At 73.1% G+C, this 17,907-nt stretch carries 14 protein-coding genes; 7 read left to right on the forward strand and 7 right to left on the reverse strand.

Annotated elements, in window-relative coordinates; translation table 11 throughout:
* Positions 1–121 precede the first annotated feature (121 nt).
* From ABD140_RS33815 to ABD140_RS33825, 3 genes are all read right to left on the reverse strand, one after another.
* Positions 122–664 carry a SigE family RNA polymerase sigma factor gene (locus tag ABD140_RS33815; protein ID WP_344245908.1) on the reverse strand — a complete coding sequence of 181 codons (543 nt, stop codon included), beginning with the start codon at positions 662–664 and terminating at the stop codon, positions 122–124.
* Between the two features lie 104 nt (positions 665–768).
* Complete coding sequence (locus tag ABD140_RS33820) at positions 769–1,581, reverse strand: SWIM zinc finger family protein (RefSeq protein ID WP_344245910.1); 813 nt, start codon at positions 1,579–1,581, stop codon at positions 769–771.
* Positions 1,581–4,901, reverse strand: coding sequence for a DEAD/DEAH box helicase (locus tag ABD140_RS33825; protein WP_344245912.1), 3,321 nt, complete (start codon positions 4,899–4,901; stop codon positions 1,581–1,583). Before ABD140_RS33825 ends, ABD140_RS33820 begins: the two co-directional genes overlap by 1 nt.
* 66 nt (positions 4,902–4,967) lie before the next feature.
* Between ABD140_RS33825 and ABD140_RS33830 the strand changes: the two genes are divergently transcribed.
* The 5 genes from ABD140_RS33830 to ABD140_RS33850 all read left to right on the forward strand — a co-directional run bounded on the left by ABD140_RS33830 (position 4,968) and on the right by ABD140_RS33850 (position 10,832).
* Entirely contained in the window at positions 4,968–5,735 is a 768-nt protein-coding gene (locus ABD140_RS33830; RefSeq protein ID WP_344245914.1) for an SDR family NAD(P)-dependent oxidoreductase, read from the forward strand.
* A gap of 184 nt (positions 5,736–5,919) precedes the next feature.
* Positions 5,920–6,852: an acyl-ACP desaturase gene (locus tag ABD140_RS33835; protein WP_344245916.1), complete on the forward strand. Its 933-nt coding sequence runs from the start codon at positions 5,920–5,922 to the stop codon at positions 6,850–6,852.
* Between the two features lie 129 nt (positions 6,853–6,981).
* Positions 6,982–8,907 (forward strand): serine/threonine-protein kinase, encoded by a 1,926-nt coding sequence (locus ABD140_RS33840; RefSeq protein ID WP_344245918.1) that lies wholly within the window; start codon positions 6,982–6,984, stop codon positions 8,905–8,907.
* Positions 8,908–9,094: 187 nt separating this feature from the next.
* A complete protein-coding gene (locus ABD140_RS33845) occupies positions 9,095–9,874 on the forward strand; it encodes an electron transfer flavoprotein subunit beta/FixA family protein (protein WP_344245920.1) in 780 nt (259 codons plus the stop codon).
* A gap of 13 nt (positions 9,875–9,887) precedes the next feature.
* Positions 9,888–10,832, forward strand: coding sequence for an electron transfer flavoprotein subunit alpha/FixB family protein (locus ABD140_RS33850; protein WP_344245922.1), 945 nt, complete (start codon positions 9,888–9,890; stop codon positions 10,830–10,832).
* Between the two features lie 72 nt (positions 10,833–10,904).
* On the opposite strand, the gene ABD140_RS33855 is transcribed toward ABD140_RS33850, so the two are convergent.
* Together ABD140_RS33855 and ABD140_RS33860 are read right to left on the reverse strand one after the other, a co-directional pair.
* Entirely contained in the window at positions 10,905–12,098 is a 1,194-nt protein-coding gene (locus ABD140_RS33855) for an MFS transporter (RefSeq protein ID WP_344245924.1), read from the reverse strand.
* Positions 12,099–12,704: 606 nt separating this feature from the next.
* Positions 12,705–13,220, reverse strand: coding sequence for a TetR/AcrR family transcriptional regulator (locus tag ABD140_RS33860; protein ID WP_344245926.1), 516 nt, complete (start codon positions 13,218–13,220; stop codon positions 12,705–12,707).
* 108 nt (positions 13,221–13,328) lie between these two features.
* Between ABD140_RS33860 and ABD140_RS33865 the strand changes: the two genes are divergently transcribed.
* Together ABD140_RS33865 and ABD140_RS33870 are read left to right on the forward strand one after the other, a co-directional pair.
* Positions 13,329–14,480: a cysteine desulfurase family protein gene (locus tag ABD140_RS33865; protein ID WP_344245928.1), complete on the forward strand. Its 1,152-nt coding sequence runs from the start codon at positions 13,329–13,331 to the stop codon at positions 14,478–14,480.
* Positions 14,481–14,502: 22 nt separating this feature from the next.
* Positions 14,503–15,690, forward strand: a complete 1,188-nt coding sequence (locus ABD140_RS33870) for an NAD(P)/FAD-dependent oxidoreductase (RefSeq protein WP_344245930.1) — start codon at positions 14,503–14,505, stop codon at positions 15,688–15,690.
* On the opposite strand, the gene ABD140_RS33875 is transcribed toward ABD140_RS33870, so the two are convergent.
* Together ABD140_RS33875 and ABD140_RS33880 are read right to left on the reverse strand one after the other, a co-directional pair.
* On the reverse strand, positions 15,650–16,639 hold the full coding sequence (locus ABD140_RS33875) for a DUF6879 family protein (protein ID WP_344245932.1): 990 nt from the start codon (positions 16,637–16,639) through the stop codon (positions 15,650–15,652). The two genes, ABD140_RS33870 and ABD140_RS33875, sit on opposite strands and share 41 nt — an antisense overlap.
* 226 nt (positions 16,640–16,865) lie before the next feature.
* Positions 16,866–17,879, reverse strand: a complete 1,014-nt coding sequence (locus tag ABD140_RS33880; protein WP_344245934.1) for a DUF695 domain-containing protein — start codon at positions 17,877–17,879, stop codon at positions 16,866–16,868.
* Positions 17,880–17,907: the final 28 nt, after the last annotated feature.

Raw genomic sequence — 17,907 nt, forward strand, 5'->3', positions numbered from 1 at the left:
CGGCGGCGGCGCACGCGGCGGGCGCGGGCCTGGTCGCTGGCGGCGAGGTCGCCGGTGGGGGGCGGGGTGGAGCTGTTGTCTTCGAGCATGGCCCGCAGGTCCTTTTCGGTGAAGGGCATGGTCATACCCCCTGTTCCTGGAACGCGGCCGGGGCCGGGAAGGAGTCGCGCAGGGCCGGGTCGACGCGGAGCTTGGCCAGCGCCCTGCTGATCTGGCTGCGCACGGTGACCGGGGAGCAGCCGAGGATCCGGGCGATCACGGCATGTTCCAGGTCGCAGAAATACCGGAGTACGATCGCGGCGCGCTCGCGCCGGCCGAGCCCGCCGAGGGCCTTCCACAGCACATCCCTGTCCTCGATCCCCTGGCCTTCGGGAAGCGGGAGCTCGGGCGGCTCGCCGGTGGGCACCTCGCCCCGCCAGCGCCGCCGCCACCAGGAGTGGTGGGTGTTGACCAGGATCCGGTACACGTACGGGTCCGGGTCGTCGCCCACTCTCGGCCAGGCCAGCCACGCCTTGGTCAGCGCGGTCTGCACCAGGTCCTCGGCGGTGCCCCAGTCGCGGCACAGCAGGAACGCGGTGCGCAGCAGCCGCGGCGACCGCTCCGTCACGTACGTCCCGAACTCGGGGCGATCGCTCCCGCCCGCGGGTTCCGGTGGCTTCGCCATCGGCCGGCCTCCCTCGTTCCGAGCCCGGCTCCGGGGGTGGCGGCCGGGCTCCGCCGACGACTACCCGCCGGACCGCCTCGAACGTTGCGTGCCTCTCGAAGAATTCATTCCGGGGGTTCGCCGTGTTCGGCGAGGGCGCGGTAGGCGGGCTCCAGCACGTCGACCAGGGGGCGGCGCCGGATCTTCACGGCGGGCGGGTCGAGCAGGCGCAGGAGGAGGCCGGGCGGGGCGGGCGGCCGCGCCGTCCGGTCCTTCAGCGCGGCGAGCCCGTCCGGGGGCGTCCAGAAGCCCTCGGCCTGCAGCGGGCTCTCCACCACCGGGGGGAGTTCGGTCTCCACGGGGCGGCGGCGCAGCGCGGTGAGCAGCTCGTCGCGGGTGCGCCCGTTCCAGGCCAGGACGAGGAACGGGTCGTCGTCGAACGCGCGGGCCAGGAAGTGCAGGGCGGCCGCGGTGTGGACGCACGGGTCGACCCAGTCGGCGCAGCCGCACATCAGGTGCAGCTCCTCGGCGGCCTCGGGGAACAGGCCCACCCCGCAGTCGCCGAAGACGCGCTCGACGTCGGGGGGCACCTCCCCGGCGAGCAGCCGGGCCCGGAACACCGCGCGGCGCGCCAGCTCGCCCTCGATCTCCTCCCAGCCGTCGATCGCGGTGAGGCTCAGCGTCACCTCGTACGGCTCGTCGGCGCCGCCGGCGTTCGAGACGTAGGCGGTCACCTCGTAGGGGCGGACGTCCAGCCGCAGCACCTGGCCGCGTTCGGCGGCCGCGCGGCCCCGGCGCAGCCGCTCGACGTCGAGGAAGGACTCCAGCGCCCCGACGAACCGGTGCGTCCACCGGCCCGCGGGCTCGCGCAGCAGAGGCGAGCCGGGCCCGCCCCGCACCCGCAGGGGCTTGGCCGCCGCGAAGTAGTCGCCGTCCATCAGGCGCTCACCGCGTCCGGCGACAGGCGCAGCACGTCGCGCAGCTCGGCCACCGACAGGCCGGTCAGCCACTCCTCGCCGGTGCCGACGATCGACTCCGCGAGCGCCTTCTTGCGCTCGATCATCTCGTCCACCCGCTCCTCCATGGTGCCGACGCAGACGAACTTGCGGACCTGCACGTCGCGGGTCTGCCCGATGCGGAACGCCCGGTCGGTGGCCTGGTCCTCCACCGCGGGGTTCCACCAGCGGTCGAAGTGCACGACGTGGTTGGCGGCGGTCAGCGTCAGCCCGGTGCCCGCGGCCTTCAGCGACAGCAGGAACACCGACGGCGTCCCCTCGTTCTGGAACCGCTGCACGAGCTCGTCCCGCTGCTCCTTGGAGGTGCCGCCGTGCAGCCACAGGACGCTCCGGTCCGGACGACCGGAGCGAAGCGAGGATCGGCCGGACCGCCCTTCGGGGGTCTGGGGGTCGTCCCCCAGCAGAGCACGGTCCGGACGACCGGAGCGAAGCGAGGATCGGCCGGACCGCCCTTCGGGGGCCCGGGGGTCGTCCCCCGGAGAAGCGCAGCCGAGGCGGGCGGCCAGGTACGGCTGGAGCATCGAGCCGAAGGAGGCGTACTGGGTGAAGACCAGCACCTTCTCGCCCCGGTCGAGGATCTCGGCGCACAACCGCTCCAGCTCCTCGAGCTTGCCCGAGCGGCCCTGCAGGCGCGAGCCGTCCTTCAGCAGCAGCGCCGGGTGGTCGCAGACCTGCTTCAGCTTCGCCATGGCCGCCAGGACGAGCCCGCGCCGCTGCCGGGCGTCGGCCTCGGCGATCTCCTCCAGCATGTCCTCGACCGTCGCCTGGTACAGCGACGCCTGCTCCACGGTGAGGTTGCAGTAGACCTTCATCTCCTGCTTCTCGGGCAGGTCGGTGATGATGCTGCGGTCGGTCTTGAGCCTGCGCAGGATGAACGGCTGCGTGGCGCGCTTGAGCGCGGCCGCCGCCCGCTCGTCCCCCTCGTTCTCGATCGGCACGGCGAAGCGCTCGCGGAAGGACTCGCGCGGCCCCAGCAGCCCCGGATTGGCGAACTCCATGATCGACCACAGCTCGGTGAGGTGGTTCTCCACCGGCGTCCCCGTCAGCGCGATGCGGCTGCGCGCCGGGATGGACCGCACGGCCCTGGCCTGCCGCGTCCCGCTGTTCTTCAGCGCCTGCGCCTCGTCGCAGACGATCCGCGCCCACGCCACCTGGGCCAGCTGGCCCGCGTCCCGCGCGGCCGTCCCGTAGGTGGTGAGCACGAGGTCGGCCGCGCCCGCCGCCCGGACGAGGTCCTCCTCCTTGTGGCGCTTGGCCCCGTGGTGGACGTACAGCCGCAGCTTGGGCGCGAACCGCGCCGCCTCCCGCTGCCAGTTGCCCACCAGGGACATCGGCACGACGGCCAGCGTCGGCCCGGCCGCACCGGCCGCATCGTGCGCGCCCGCGCCGGCGTGGACGAGGTGGGACAGGACGGTCAGGGTCTTGCCGAGGCCCATGTCGTCGGCCAGGAGCGCGCCCAGGCCGAGGCCCTCCATGAAGGACAGCCAGGCCAGGCCGCGCTCCTGGTACGGGCGCAGGACCGCCTCGATGCCGGCGGGGGCGGCCACGGGGGCGAGGCGGCGGTCGGCCTCGCCCGACAGCAGGTCGCCCAGGGGCCCCTTCGCCTCCACCGCGACCAGCGGCAGCGTCCGCTCGCCCGCGTGGACGACGGCGCGGACCGCCTGGCCCGCGGTCATCGTCCCGGCCCGGCCCGAGCGCAGGAACTCCAGCGCGGACTCCAGCTGCTCCTCGTCGAGCTCCACCCACCGGCCGCGCAACCGGACCAGCGGCGCCTTGAGCCGCGCCAGCTCGGCCAGGTCGTCCTCGTCGAGGGACTCCTCGCCGACGGCCAGCTCCCAGCGGAACTCCACCAGGTCGCCCAGCCCGAAACCCGAGCCCTTGGCCGCGCCGCCCTCCTGCTCGCCGTCCGCCTCGGCGGTCCGCAGCTTCAGCCCGAGCCGGGACCTGCCCGCCCATGTCGGCAGCAGCACTCCGAACCCGGCGGCCGCCAGCAGCGGCGCCGCCGTCCGCAGGAACCGGAACGCCCCCGCGGTGTCCAGGACGAGCTCGGCCGGAACGGCGGTGTCCAGCGCCCGGTTCAGCTCGGGAAAGAGCCGCAGCGCCCGCCCGAGCCCGCCCAGCAGCGTCTCCTCCGCCCCCTCCAGCAGCGCGTCACCGCTCCAGATCCGCGCGGCGGGCACCAGCAGGCTCGGGTCATCGGTCCCCTGCAGCAGGAACTCCACCCGCCACGGCGACTCCGCGAACGACCTCGCCGGAGGCTCCGCCGGGACCTCGACGGCCCAGGGATCCGCCGGTGCCGCGGGGTCCGGCGGATCCGCCGAGGCAGCGGGAGCCGTCGGAGCCTCCGGGCGCGGTGCGGGCTCCGAAGCGTGCCGGAGTCCCGGGACCGGCGGGAGGACGGTCTCGCCGGGTTCGGGTTCGGGGGCCTTGGGCTCGACGAGGCGGAAGGTGAGGCGCAGCGGGCCGTGGGAGGGTCGGGCGGCGCGGTGCCAGGCGTCGAGTTCGGCGCGCAGCTCCGCCGGGTCGTCGCCGGGCTCGCGGGGGACCCGGGGGTCCGGGCCGGTGAGGGCCGTCAGCCAGCGCTCGGCGAGGGAGACGTGCTCGGGCGTCCTCCCGGTGCGCGGCGGCAGCAGCGGGTGGGGCACCGCGCCCCGCACCACGGTGTCGGTGAGCGCGTCCAGCGCCGCGGCGAGCACCTCGGCGGGGGGCCGGCCGGGCGCGACGGCACGGCAGGCGGGCGGCATCGCCCCGGCGAGCCGGGCGAACCGGGTGGGGTCGAGCACCGGGCGCCAGCGGGCGAGCAGGTCGCCGTCCTCCTCGCGCAGCGCGGGCAGCACCCGCCCGGCGGCGGCCAGCGCCCCGGCGTCGGCGGGCGCCAGCCCGAGGAAGCGCAGGTCCGTGCCGGGCACCACGTCCGCGCGGTCCTCGGCCGTGCGCAGCAGCTCCATCGCCTGGAACGGCTCCAGCACCAGCGCCGGCACCCGCCACGGCGCGAGCACCGGCACGCCGTCGAAGGGCTCGGGCCCCAGCTCGCCCGAAGGCAGCGGGCGCTCCCCGGTGCCGGGCAGCAGCAGCTCCAGGGCGACCCGGGCGGCGCCGCGCAGCAGCGGCTCGTACGACGTCCCGGCGAAGTCCCGCGTGGCGAACGGATGGACGCCGTCCCCGCCGACCGGACGCGGCCCGTCGTGCTCGGCCCACAGACACAGCGCGCCCCCGTGCCAGGTGGCGTGGGCGACAAGCATCCCCCGAAGCTACCAGCAGCGTCCGACACTCCCCGGCCGCTCCTTTTCCGCCTAAGGTGCAGGGCCATGTGGCGTGAAGCGGTGGTGACGGGCGCGTCCAGCGGGATCGGCGAGAGCATCGCGCGGACCCTGGCGGCGCGGGGGACGGACCTCGTGCTGGTCGCGCGGCGCGGGGACCTGCTGGAGAAGCTCGCCGGGGAGCTGTCCGGACGGTTCGGGGTGCGGGCGGAGGCGCTGGCGGCCGACCTCACCGCGCCGGAGGGCCTGGAGCGCGCGGCCGAACGGGCCGCCGGGACGGACCTGCTGGTCAACAACGCCGGGTACGGGGCCTTCGGCGCCTTCCACGAGCTCTCCTACGCCGACCAGGCCAAGGAGGTGGCCCTCAACACCACGGCGCTGATGCGGCTGACGCACGCGGCGGTGCCGTCGATGGTCGAGCGGGGGAGGGGCGGGGTGCTGAACGTCGCGTCCGTGGCGGCCTACGCCCCTTCTCCCGGAAGCGCCGTCTACGGGGCGACCAAGGCGTTCGTCCTGTCCTTCACCGAGAGCCTGCACGCCGAGCTGAAGCCCGCCGGCGTGCACGTCACGGCGTTGTGCCCCGGTTTCACCCGTACCGAGGACGACCGGCCGGCGAACCTCATGTGGCTGGCCCGCGACGCCGTGGCGCGGGCCGGTCTGGAGGCCGTCCGGCGGGGACACGCCCTGTGCGTCCCCGGCGCCCAGTACAAGGTTCTGCTGCCCGCGATGAAGCTCGCGCCAAGGGGAGTCCTGCGCACCGTCTCGTCCGCGGTGTGGGACAGGGCCGTCCGGACCCACGGCGGCACCGATGCATGAAGAGGCGGTCCACTTCTTGTGCGCTCTCCCCAAAGCCTGATCGGATCACTTGTAGCACTTGCGCATATCTGTGCTTGGCGTCCGCGCCTAGCATGGGTCATGGCGTCACAGGGGACGCGCCGTGGTGTCCCCCGCAGGAATCCCCTCGGCCGCGCCGATCCCATGAATCCGGAAAGGTCCTGGTATGCCGGAAGCTATTGACATCAAGGTGCTACACGAACTCGACGGTGTCGTCGAGAAGGAACTCAACCGGCATCTGTCGATGGCCAAGGAGTGGTTCCCCCACGAGTACGTCCCCTGGAGCCAGGGCCGCGACTTCGCGTTCCTCGGCGGCGAGGACTGGAGCCCCGAGGACTCCAAGGTCTCCCCGGAGTCCCGTGAGGCGCTGCTGGTCAACCTGCTGACCGAGGACAACCTGCCCGGCTACCACGCCGCCATCGCCCGGATCATGGGCAAGGAGGGCGCCTGGGGCCAGTGGGTGCACCGCTGGACCGCCGAGGAGAACCGCCACGGCATCGTCATCCGCGACTTCCTCACCGTCACCCGGGCCATCGACCCGGTGCTGCTGGAGCGCGCGCGCATGCAGCACATGGAGATCGGCTACGAGCCCGACCACGGCGACAAGATGCTGCACGGCCTGGCCTACGTCTCCTTCCAGGAGCTGGCGACCCGGGTCTCGCACCGCAACACCGGCAAGGCCTCCGGCGACGCGCTCTGCGAGCAGATGATGCAGCGCGTGGCCGCCGACGAGAACCTGCACATGATCTTCTACCGGAACCTCATCGGCGCCGCCTTCGAGGTCGTCCCGAACGAGGCCATGAAGGCGGTCCTCGAGGTGGTCAAGGGCTTCCAGATGCCCGGCTACACGATCGACGGCTTCCTGCGCAAGTCCGTGGCCATCGCCAACGCCGGCATCTACGACCTGCGCCTGCACCACGACGACGTGCTCATGCCGGTGCTGCGCAAGTGGAAGGTCTTCGAGATGGAGGGCCTGGACGGCGAGGGCGAGAAGGCCCGCACCGAGCTGTCGGAGTTCCTGGCCAACCTCGACGCCGCCGCGCGCAGGTTCGAGGAGCGCCGCGAGGCGCGCCGCGCCCGGATCGCCGCCCGCGCCTGAGTCCGCGGACACCCTCGTTCGTGATAATTCGCTCACGTTGAAACCAACGGCCCCGGTTTCCCGTCTTACCTGAGACGGGACCCGGGGCCGTGGTCTGCGCCACGCCCCGCACACGGTTCGGGGGTAGGGTTGGCGACGACGAAATATCAGGATTGGGGTAGTGCCACGTCCGGGGAGAGCATCGGCCCGTACCGGCTCGCCGAGGTGCTCGGCGAGGGCGGCATGGGCGTCGTGCGCCGCGGCATCGACCCGGTGGGGCGGTCCGTGGCTGTCAAGCTGCTGCGCGGGGGCACCGGCGACGCCATCGCCCTGCGGCGGCTGGCCCGCGAGGTCGACACCATGCGCCGGGTGCGCAGCCCCTTCGTCGCCCAGATCGTCGACGCCGACGTCACCGCGGACCCGCCCTACATCGTCACCCAGTACGTGCCGGGCGCGACCCTGGAGAAGCAGGTCACCGAGCAGGGCCCGCTGGACGGCGGCGCGCTCAAGCGGCTGGCCGAGGGGCTGGCCGAGGCCCTGGCGGCGATCCACGCCGCGGGCATCGTGCACCGCGACCTCAAGCCCGGCAACGTCATGTTCGCCGAGAACGGCGACCCGGTCCTCATCGACTTCGGCATCGCCCAGTCGGTGGACGCCACCCGGCTGACCTCGGCGGGCATGGTCATCGGCACCCCCGGCTACCTGTCGCCGGAGATCCTCGGCGGCGAGGACTTCCGCGCCCCCGCCGACGTGCACGCCTGGGCGGGCACCGTCATCTACGCCGCGACCGGCCGGCCGCCCTTCGGCGGCGGCACCTTCGAGCAGATCTTCTCCAAGATCCTCCAGGGGCAGCCCGACCTGTCGGGCGTGCCCGCGCCGCTGCTGCCCGTGCTGCGGGCCGCGATGGCCCAGCACCCGGCCGAGCGGCCCACCGCCCGCGACCTGGCGCACCTGTGCGGACGGCTCGACCTCGAGATGACCGTGATCGACCACGGCACCATCGCCGACGACCCGCCCACGCGCGCCTTCCCGCCCGTCTCCCCGGTCGGCCCGCCGCCGGAGGTGCGGGAGATGCGCGGCCTGCCGGGGGCCTCGGGCCGCACGCCGCTGCCGCAGCCGAGCGACTTCATGGGGATGCTCCCCCCGGTGGCCCCGCCGCCGGACCCCTACCAGGACCTCTACCAGCCGGACCGGGGCACCGGGTCCCAGCCCCACGCCACGGTGAACGACCCGCCCCGGCGCTCGCCGTACGGGCCCTCGGGCGCCCTGTACGCCAGCGCGCCCGCGGACGTCCCGACGATGGACGACGGGCGGCGGCCGGCCGGGCCGCTGCCGTGGTCCGGGCCGCACCACCCGCAGCCGCACCACCCCGGGCCGCACCACCCGCAGCCGCACCGGCCGCAGGACGCGCGGGGCGGGCCTCCGGCCGACGAGCGCCGCGACGACGGCCACGCCACCCGCGCCGACGACCGGCCCAAGCCGTACGGCCTGTACAAGGTGCTGAGCCTCCTGCTGCTGGCCGCCGCGCTGGGCATCACCTGGGCCGTGCCGGTCGCCGGGCTGTGCGTCGTGCTCGTCACGGTGCTCGTGCTGCGCGCGGGGGACAAGGCGGCCCGCGGCCTGGAGTCGCGCCGGGTGCGGCGCGGCGAGCGGGCGAGCGACTTCGTGGGCACGCTGCTGCGCTCCCCGCTGCAGCTGCCGGGCGCGCTGATGACCTCCGCGATGGTCGTCCCGATCAGCCTGGGCGCGGGCCTGGTGCTGACGCTGGCGCTCGTCGGCGGCGGCACCCCGGCGGCGCGCGCGCTCGCCTTCGGCTCGCTGCTGGCGGTCGTCCTGCAGATCTTCGGTCCGGGCGGCACCGCGCCGCGGCGGCAGACCGCCCGGATCTGGGGCGCTTTCCTGCCGCGGCAGGAAGCTGCGATGATCGCGGTACTGTGCCTGGGCGCGGGCGTGGCGGTCCTGCTGCTCCTCGTCCTCGACCAGGACCCCGACCCGGGTGTGCTGGGCGGATTCGCGGACTGGCTGGACGACGCGCGCAGCACGGTGAAGGGCTGGATCGACCGCTTCGGCGGGTGATCCGCATCACTTCGGGTATCGAACAGCGCAGGTGGCGCACCCCCGGATTCGGGGATGGGGCTACCCGTGAGTAACATTCGGAGTGGGGCTTGACCCGGACCCGGGTCAGAACCGGTTTCGGCTATTTGGCAGGCTGTGGTCCAGCATCAGCCTGATGAGATGAGTGCAGGGAGGTCGGCCAGCGGCCATGAACATCGTCGTATGCGTGAAGCAGGTTCCCGACACGGAGAGCCCGCGTAAGTTGAAGTCCGATGACAACACCCTCGACCGCGCTGCGGCGGACGGCGTCATCAACGAGCTCTGCGAGTACGCCATCGAGGAGGCGCTGCTCATCAAGGAGGCGCACGGCGGTGAGGTGACCGTCCTGACCATGGGTCCGGACAAGGCCACCGAGTCGATCCGCAAGGCTCTGGCGATGGGCGCGGACAAGGCCGTCCACCTGGTCGACGACGCGCTCGTCGGCTCGGACGCGCTGCAGACGTCCTACGCGCTGCAGCAGCTCATCACCCGCGCCGGCGCGGACGTGGTGATCCTCGGCTCGGAGTCCACCGACGCCCGCACCGGCGTGATGGCCGCCATGCTGGCCGAGCGCCTGGGCTGGCCGCAGGTCACCATGGTCAACAAGGTCGAGATCAACGGCACCGCGATCTCCGCGCAGCGCCAGACCGACACCGGCTTCGACAAGCTCGAGGCCTCGCTGCCGGCGGTCATCTCCGTGGTCGAGAAGATCAACGAGCCGCGCTACCCGTCCTTCAAGGGCATCATGGCGGCGAAGAAGAAGCCGGTCGAGTCCCTGTCCATCGCGGACGCCGGGATCGAGGCCGACAAGGTCGGCGTCGCCAACGCCTACTCGGCCGTGGTCGACCACGCCGACGCCCCGGCCCGCGCCAAGGGCCAGATCGTCACCGACGAGGGCGACGGCGGCACGAAGATCGCCGACTTCCTCGCCAGCAAGAAGTTCGTGTAAGGGGGATAGGGACATGGCAGAGATTCTCGTCCTCATCGACCACGCCGACGGCGAGGTCAAGAAGGTGTCGTTCGAGCTGCTGACCCTGGCGCGCAGCCTGGGCGAGGCCGCCGCCGTCTGGATCGGCCCGGGCTACGAGGCCGCCGCCGACAAGATCGCCGAGTACGGCCCGGCCAAGGTCTACGTGGCCGCCGACGCCGAGCTCACCGGCTACGTGGTGGCCCCCAAGGTCGAGGTGCTCCAGCAGCTCGCCGCCGGCGCCGGCGCCGTCCTGGTCGCCGCCACCGGCGAGGGCAAGGAGATCGCGGGCCGCCTGGCGGTGCGCCTGGACTCCGGCGTGCTGACCGACGTCGTGGGCGTGACCCCCGACCTGGTCGCCGAGCACTCCGTCTTCGGCGGCTCGGTCATCGCGCACGCCAAGGTGACCAAGGGCACCCCGGTCATCGCGGTCCGCCCGAACGCCATCGCGCTGGAGGCCGCTCCCGGCTCCCCGGCCGTCGAGCAGGTCTCGGTGGCCCTGTCGGACGCCGCCAAGGGCGCGAAGATCACCGACCGCGTGGTGCAGGAGAAGGGCGAGCGCCCCGACCTCACCGAGGCCTCGATCGTCGTCTCCGGCGGCCGCGGCGTGGGCGGCGCGGAGAACTTCAAGGTCATCGAGGGCCTGGCGGACTCCCTCGGCGCGGCCGTCGGCGCCTCCCGCGCCGCGACCGACGCCGGCTGGTACCCGCACCAGTTCCAGGTCGGCCAGACCGGTAAGACGGTCTCCCCGCAGCTGTACGTCGCCGCCGGCATCTCCGGCGCGATCCAGCACCGGGCCGGCATGCAGACCTCGAAGACCATCGTGGCCGTCAACAAGGACCCCGAGGCCCCGATCTTCGAGCTCGTCGACTTCGGCGTCGTGGGCGACCTCTTCCAGGTCGTCCCGCAGCTGACCGAGGAGATCACCAAGCGCAAGTGACGCTTGCCGATCCGTCCGGACGCCCCCGAGCCCTCGCTCGGGGGCGTTCGCCGTCCCGGGGACGGCGCGGGGTCAGGCCGCGAGCGAGGCGGGCTCTCGGACGGGCTCGGGGGCGGCCGCGGCCAGGTCGGTGCTCTGGCGGAGGGGGAGGAAGCGGGCGGAGACCGCGATGACGGCGGAGAGGGCGACGACCAGCCACAGGCCCGTGCGGATGGAGGAGGCCTCGGCCACGGCGCTGACGGCGACGGGGCCGAGGAGCAGGCCGCCGTAGCCCATCGCGCCGACCTGGGCGACGGACGCCGCGGAGCGGCCCGGAGCCGCCGTGCCCGCCAGCGAGAGCATCGTCGGGACGATCGTGCAGACCGCCAGGCCGGTGAGGAAGAAGCCCGCCAGCGCCACCGGGAGGCCCGGCGCCAGCAGCACCACCGCCATGCCCGCGGCGGTGCCCGCGCCCGCCCAGGCCAGGAGGGAGCGGGTGCCCAGGAGGACGCGCAGGCGGTCGCCGAAGAGGCGGCCGCAGAGCATGGCCGCCTCGAACAGCGGGTAGCCCAGCGCGGCCAGCGCCTCGCTCGCGTGCAGGTCGTCGTGCAGGAGCAGGCCGCTCCAGTCGGCGATCGCGCCCTCGGCCATGAACGCCAGGAACGTCAGCGCGCCCAGCAGGTAGACCAGCAGCGGAAGGCGCGCGCGGCGGCCGCCGGAGACCTCCTGGAGGGACGGCGGGTCGGCCAGGTAGGAACGGCCCAGCAGCACCGTCAGCGGCAGCGCCGCCAGGCCCGCGGCCAGCACCGACGCGGTGAACGACCACCCGAGCGCGGCCGTGCCCGACCCCAGCAGGCCGCCGGCCATCGCGCCCGCGCACCAGCCCGCGTGCATCCCGCTCATCAGCGGGCGGCCGTGCGCCCGCTCGACCACCGACGCCTGGGCGTTCATCGCGACGTCCGTCACACCGAAGGCCATGCCGAACAGGGCGACGGCGCCCAGCAGGAGCCCGTGGGACGGGGCGAGCGCGACCAGCCCGACCGAGACCGCGGTCAGCGGCGCGGCGACCCGCAGCGCGGGCCGGCTGCCGAACCGGGAGATGACCGCCCGCAGCCCCTGCATGGCCACGACGGCCGCCACGCCCCACACCAGCAGGACGATCCCGATGCCGCCCGCGTCCAGGTCGAACCTCTCCTTCAACGCGGGCATCCGCACCACCCACACGCCGGTCATCAGACCGGCGACGGCGAAGGTCAGGAACGTGCCCGTACGGGCGCGGAACAACATGATCGATCTCTCCTTGCGCGAAGTCGCGCCCGGCGGCGCACGACCGCCGGGCAGTGGGGTTCCGTCCGGCGTGACGGCCGGGCGGTGGAGGGGACGGGGGACGGACACCGGGGCCGGGGCCTTGGTGCGGCACGGCCCACGACGAGGCGTCGCCCGCGGTGGGGCACGGTCCGCACCGAGGCGTCGCCTGCGGCCGGGCACGGCCCGTGGCGAGGCTGATGCCCGTGGCGAGGCGCGCCCGTTCCGGAACCGGGTCCCGTGGCGGAACCGGGTCCGGAACGGGTGGTTTCGGGGTGTGGACCGGTCGGCCGCGACGCGGCGGTTCCGGGCGGGGTCCCGGCCGTTCGCCCGTGGGGCGGGCTGCTGCCGCGGCCCGCGGGGGCGTGCGGACGGCGGTGGTTCCCGTCGGGGACCGTTCCATTCCGTGGGGGAGGGAACGCGGGCCCGGCGGGAAGTTCTTCCGTGGGTTCAGTTGGGCTTCGAGGCCGTCAGGAGGGCCCCGCCGGCCGTTCGGCGGCCGCCGAACGGGCCGTCCGCCGGGGCGGCCGTCCTCGACCGGAGGCGCCGGGCCGGTCGCCTTCCGCGCGGACCCGTCGTCCGGACGGGTCAGCCGAGGAGGTCGAGGAGGCGTTTGCGCAGCGCCGTGTACTGCTCGGGGGAGAACCTGCCCGAGCCGTGGGCGACGACCTCCCACAGGCCCTCCGCGGCCAGGCGGACGACCATCGCGGTCAGCGGGTCGGCGTCCTCGTGCTCCTCCCGGCGGTGCCAGCGGTCCATGGCCTCGCGCAGCGGGGCGGCCAGCTCGGGCGTCGCGGCGGCGGCGGTGATCGCCGCCCAGCGGCGCTCGGAGCGCTCCCCCCCGGGGTCCGCGATGATCGCGAAGGTCGCCTCGACGAAGGCGCGGGTGAACGAGCCCTCGTCGTAGCGGGCGACGAGCTCGTCGAACTCGGCGATCACCCGGGACACCAGGGCCGTGACCAGCGCCTCCTTGGTGGGGAAGTGGTACAGCAGCCCGCCCTTGCTGACCCCGGCGCGCTCGGCGACGGCGTTCAGCGTCAGCGCCTGGGTGCCGTGCTCCAGCAGCACGGCCTCGGCGGCGCCGAGAAGGGCTTCACGTTTCATGTCCCGCCGACTGTACCGTCCGGACGGTACAGTCGGCAAACCGCCGCCTCCGCGCCGGGTTCGGGCAGCGAGTAGGATTGGACGACTCTGGAGGAGGAGGGAAGCGCCGTGCCGTATCTCGACCATGCGGCGACGACGCCGATGCTCCCCGAGGCCGTCGCCGCGATGACCGGGCAGCTCGGCCGGGTCGGCAACCCCTCGTCGCTGCACGCCCCCGGCCGCCGCGCCCGCCGCGTCGTCGAGGAGTCCCGCGAGATCATCGCCGCGGCGTTCGGCGCCCGCCCGTCCGAGGTGGTCTTCACCAGCGGCGGCACCGAGTCCGACAACCTCGCGGTCAAGGGCCTGTACTGGAAGGGCCGCGCCGAGGGGCGCAACCGCGTCGTCGCGGGCGCCGTCGAGCACCACGCCGTGCTGGACGCCGTGCACTGGCTGGCCGAGCACGAGGGCGCCGAGGTGGTGCTGCTGCCGCCGGACCGGCACGGCCGCATCCTGCCCGAGACCCTGGCCGAGGCCCTCACCGACGACACCGCCCTGGCCACCGTGATGTGGGCCAACAACGAGGTCGGCACCGTCCAGCCCGTCGCCGAGCTCGCCGCGGTCGCCCGCGCCCGCGGCGTCCCGTTCCACTCCGACGCCGTGCAGGCCGCCGGCGTCCTGGACGTGCGCCTGGACGGCGGCCCGGCCCCCGACGCCCTGACGATCAGCGCGCACAAGCTCGGCGGCCCGCTGGGCGTGGGCGCCCTCCTGCTGGCCCGCGGCGTCGACCCCGTCCCCGTCCTGCACGGCGGCGGCCAGGAGCGCGACGTGCGCTCGGGCACCCTCGACACCCCCGCCATCGCCGGTTTCGCCGCCGCCGTGGAGGCCGCCGTCTCCCGCCGCGAGGAGACCGCCCGCCGCCTGACGGCCCTGCGCGACGACCTCATCGCCCGCGTCCGCGCCGCCGTCCCCGACGCCGTCCTCAACGGCGACCCGGCCGACCGCCTCCCCGGCAACGCCCACTTCACCTTCCCCGGCTGCGAGGGCGACGCCCTCCTCATGCTCCTGGACGCCCAGGGCATCGCCTGCTCCACCGGCTCCGCCTGCTCCGCCGGCGTCGCCCAGCCCAGCCACGTCCTCCTCGCCATGGGCCTGACCTCCGACGAGGCCCGCGGCAGCCTCCGCTTCTCCCTCGGCCACACCTCCACCCCCGCCGACCTGGCCCCCCTCACCGAAGCCCTCCCCGCCGCCGTCGACCGAGCCCGCCGCGCCGGCCTCACCTGAAGGGCTTCCCGAAGGAGGATCGATGTCTTCCCACGACCTCATCGTGATCGGTGGCGGAGTGGTCGGGAGCTCGTTGGCTCAGGCGCTCGCCGGGGACTTCTCGCGGATCCTTCTGCTGGACGCGCACGACGGCCATTCCACGGACGCCTCATCGGCCGCGCTGGGGGCGTTGAGCGCGCACCTGGACGAGGGGGAACAGGTGCCCCTCGGCGAGATGCTCCAGCTGAGCCTCGACCTTTTCCGGAATTGGATCTCCGGGCTCTCCGAACTGTCCGGGGTGCGGATCCCCCTTCTCTCCACCGGTCTCATCCGGGCGGCGGTCGACGAGACCGAACTGTCGAGGCTGGCCGATGAGGTCCTGCCGGTCCTGCGGAGGCGGGGAGTCGAGGCGTGGCTCCTGGACGGGGAACAGGTACGGAGGCGTGAACCCCTGGTCGGTCCGGGCGTCATGGGAGGCCTGCTGACCGATCAGGATCTGGCGGTGGAACCCGAGAAGCTCATGTCGGCCCTGCGGCTCATCCTGAACCGGAACCGGCGGGTCGAGCTCCGGACCGAGGCCGCCGCGGAGGTCGGTTCGACCAGGACAGGCGCTTTCGTGGTTCTCGAGGACGGTCGCAGGCTGCAGGCGGACAAGGTGGTGATCGCGGCGGGCCACCGCAGTGCCGAGCTCCTGAACCTGCCCCAGGGCGCCTTGCTGCCCATCAAAGGCCAGGCGGTGGAATACGCGCCGGGGGTCTTCGGGGGAAAGCGGCTCTCGGTCGTCTGCGACACCCTCATCCAAAACGGTGGAGGCATCGAGGCCGCCATAGCTCTGCCGCGTCCTGACGGCCGGGTCGTGGCGGGTGTGACCTTTGAGGAGAACAGAGGGGACACCGAACCGACCGGCGAAGGGCGAGCCGCGCTGCTGCGCTCCCTTTCCCGGGTCTTCCCCGGGGTGGAGCGCCTACCGGTGAACCGGCACTGGGCGGGTGTCCGCCCCGCGAGCAAAGACGGCGTACCGGTTCTCGGCTACGCGGATGAGCACCAAAGGATCTACGCGGCTACGGGGCATGGAGGATCGGGGATCCTGCTGGCCCCGATCACGGCCAGGCTGGCGGCCAAGGCGGTCACGGAAAGCGAACCGGCGGCGGACGAGCGCCGCTGCCTGGATCTGTGCAGGCCGGACAGATTCAGCAGTCGACTTCTTGAGCGTTCTCCCAGAGAAGGGTGAAGTGCCGTACCCGCTCCGCGACCTGCGCCGTCTGGGTCACCAACCGGGTATGAACGATGGTCGGCCCTTCGACTTCGGTGACGGTGGGAGAGGGCGTCACCTCGTAATTCAGTTCCTCGTCGAAGACGATGAAGCCGGCCACCGCACTGCGCGGAATGTCCGTGGACATCGAGGGCGTGAGGACTCGGACCTGGACCCCCGCCTCCTTCTGGGATCGGCAGACCTTGAGGAAGGAAGGGTCCTCGAGGTGGCGGGAACTGAGAATGAACACCCGTCGCACCTGGCCTCCGCGACGGACGAGGTCCCGTTGAAGGCTCAGATAGCGCTGGCCCAGTTCGGTGAACCAGAAACCGCCGTCGAAACCGTCCCCGTCGCCATCGACGGTACTCGGGCTGGTCGCATCCAGGGTGTGCTTCGCGTGCGTGGTGAGAGCGAGTATCCAGTCCTGGTCCTCGCCGTTGTAAGAGGCGACGCCGCTGTTGCCGAGTTCCTTGAGAAAAGATGAGATCCGCTCGATCTCGGAATCGGCGAGTTTGCGTGCGATAGGCGTGGTCGCCTCTCCGATCTTCGTGGAGTTGTGGATCAGCTGGATGACCCCGCGGGGCTCCAAGGCGGAATTCTCTACCAGTCCGAAGAGGGCGGTGGCCTCATTGATCTCGGAGAATTTCTGCTCGACCAGCGCCTTCACCCTGGAGTGGTGACCCTCCTGCCGAGCCTCCATGCCGGTCATCCGCTCATCAAGGGAGACGATGAACTGGACGACGAGGACCACCCCCGCGATGAAGATCGCGATCGTCAACTGCCAGAGAGTGGTATCTGGGGAGTCGTCGGTTCTGGGGGCCAGTTGGGTGATCATGTAGGCGATGCCGCCGCTGAGAAGCGAGATGAGAATTTTACGGGCCACCGGCGGCAGCTCGAATCGATGCGATTCTCTGGGGGATGCGGTCATGCTCCGGACTGGCCTTCCCAGGAGTTTGAGACGCCGGCTTCAAGAAAAAGGAAGGGCGAAGCGTACTACAAAGAGGCCCACGTGCTCGAGATCTGGTGATTCTCGGTCTTCGCGTAAATCTACAGACGAACCAGACGGGCGGCAGTCGGATAAATGAGTATTGCGGCAGATTGACCGAATGTGGTCAAAGAAGTAAGACCCTCGTCGGGGAAGGCGAAGGGAAACGTCAGGTGCGGTAGGGGGCGAGGGTCTGCCAGGCGGGGTCGAGGCGGGACTCGACCCTGGCGCGGCCCTCGGGCCAGGAGGCGGCGAACTGGTCGAGGGCGGGCAGGGCGCCGGCGTCGGGGTCGGCGTAGAAGTGCAGGACGCGGCGGCCGTCGCCGGTCTCGCGCAGGGCCAGGACGGCGCCGGGGAGGGACTCCAGCTCGGCCTCGGCGCGGCGGAGGGCCGAGGCGGAGGGCTCCACGGGCAGGAGGTCGGGGTTGCTGTGCGCGTACGGCAGGGTGAGGGCGACGTGGACGTCGCACAGCGGGTGGTCCTGGCGGTGCAGGGGGAAGCGGACCGCCAGGTGGGCGGGGTGGCCTCGGGGGGTGCGGCCTTCGCCCGTGAGCCACGCCCCCTGTTTAAAAGGCTCTGCTATCTGCTCCACGACCGAGGCCAGGAGGCTGGGGGGCAGGGAGTCGATGGGCGGCTCGACGGCGAGGGAGACGTCGCCGATCCAGCGGGCCACGTCGTCCTCGCCCAGGGCCAGGTCCAGCACCCGGAAGGCGACCTTGAGCCGCACGTCCTCGTCCACGAACAGGAAGTCGGGGTGGTAGGCGGAGATGTCGACGCGGGCGCGGGCGGAGTCGACGCGCATGCCGAGCTTGACGTAGGAGAGGTCGAACTCGTGGTCGCCGAACGCGAGCCGGCCCGACAGCGCCTCCGGGTCGGCCTGGCGGGCGGCGTGGAAGGTCCACGTGTCGCGCTTGGGCCGCTTCTTGCGCCAGCGCTCGGCCGCCCCGCGGGGCTCGGCCAGGCCGCCGCCGGTGAGCGTGAGGACGCGGCGCTCGGCGTCCGCCTCCCACGCCAGCTCCGGGTGGATGGCCCGGACCAGCGCGTCGAGCCGCTCCCGCGGCCCGTCGGGGACGGTCTCGCCCGCGTTCTCGAGCTGCTCCCGAAGGTCCGGCCACTGCTCCCAGAAAGCGCTGACGGCCGCGGCCGCCGAGGCGCCGCCGCGCGATCGCTTGAAGATGCCCATATCGCCGACCATGCTACGGCCTCCGGGC

Origin of the sequence: Actinocorallia libanotica, assembly GCF_039525175.1 — a bacterium.
GTDB classification, from domain to species: Bacteria; Actinomycetota; Actinomycetes; order Streptosporangiales; family Streptosporangiaceae; genus Actinocorallia; species Actinocorallia libanotica.